This window comes from Blastococcus sp. CT_GayMR20 (genome assembly GCF_004570345.1).
In genome coordinates, this window is record NZ_SPQM01000301.1 from 1 (window position 1) to 1,370 (window position 1,370).

Genomic DNA, 1,370 nt, shown 5'->3' on the forward strand with positions numbered 1-1,370 from the left:
CCGCGGGGGCCCAGAGTGGGCGCGCCGATACCCAGTGTGACCGCCGTGCCGGGAGGGGCGGGTGTGGCGGATGGGAACGTGGCGTGGAACTCCGTGACGAAGGCCACAGCGTGAAGACGCCTCGCGCGGGGCAGCGACACCCGGTCCGGACCTCGGTTCAGCCGGCCAGCGCCCGGGCGTTGGAGTGCACGGGGCGCAGCCAGGTCAGCAGGAAACCGGCGACGGCCAGACCGGCCGCGAGCGCCGAGAACCCGCCCGCGACGGCCACCACCGGCAGGAAGTCGTAGCCCTCGGAGACGCGGTCGGGGTCGATCCCGGCCCGCAGGAGCAGCGTGCCGAGCGGGAGCAACCCCAGGACGGTGGCCGCCGCGGCGACCAGGTGCGCCGTCCAGGTGCGCAGGGCCTCGTCGATCGGGACGTCCGCACCGTCGGCCGGCATCGGCCGGAGGAGCGCGCGCAGCAGGGCGACCTCGGCGAGGACCCACGCGGCGAGGGGAGCGGTCAGGGCGGCCCACGCGATCCCGTCGGACAGCTCGCCCGCCCGCCACAGGGACACGGTGAGTGCCACCTCGGCGGCGACGGCGACGCGCATCGTCCACACCAGCCAGCCGGAGATCTGCTCCGCCTGACGCGGGCGCTTGTGCGGCACGGCCAGCTTCCAGCGGGGACGGGGACGCGTGGCCTCGGCGAGCAGGACACCGGCGAGCAGGCCGACGACGAGGACCGGCACCCACAGGAAGACCGACGCCTCCGCCAGGAGGACGACGCTGCCGATCACACCCGCCACCCCGAGGAGCAGACCGAGGCGGCGGACCCGGCGACCGTGCTGCGCCTGGCGATGGAGGACGCGCATGCCCTCGGCGGTCGGCTCGGCGAGCTCCACGGACCCCCCGGCGACGGCCCGGCGGCCCGAGGCCAGCCACCACTCGCGGGACAGCAGGACGCCGGGCACCAGCACGGCGATGAAGAGGAGAACGGCGATGAGGCGACCCACGTCGTCAGTGTCCCCCGCTTCGGCGGAGAACGGGGCGGCCCATCACATCTCCCAGGAACCGAAGACGCGTTCGGCGGTGGCGGTGAGGTTCTCGCACAGCTCCACGAGGTCGACGCCGGTCACCTCGGCCAGTGCCCGGACGGTGAGGGGAACCAGCCGGGAGGCGTTGGGCCGGCCGCGGTGCGGCATCGGGGAAAGGAACGGCGCGTCGGTCTCGACCAGCAGCTGGCCGACCGGGGCCACGGCGGCCGCCTCGCGCAGGTAGGCGGCGTTGCCGAAGGTCAGGGTGCCGGCAAAGGAGAGCACGAAGCCCCGCTCGACGCAGGCCCGGGCGAAGGCGGCGTCTCCGGAGAAGCAGTGGAAGACCGTGTGCTCC

The 1,370-nt window shown here is 74.7% G+C and carries 2 protein-coding genes; both read right to left on the reverse strand.

Annotation, left to right across the window (positions count from 1 at the left end):
- Positions 1-157: 157 nt before the first annotated feature.
- Entirely contained in the window at positions 158-994 is an 837-nt protein-coding gene (locus E4P40_RS27535; RefSeq protein WP_135161455.1) for a hypothetical protein, read from the reverse strand.
- A gap of 42 nt (positions 995-1,036) precedes the next feature.
- Positions 1,037-1,370, reverse strand: a 334-nt coding sequence (locus E4P40_RS27540; protein WP_135161456.1) for a TatD family hydrolase, incomplete at its 5' end; no start/stop codon positions are given.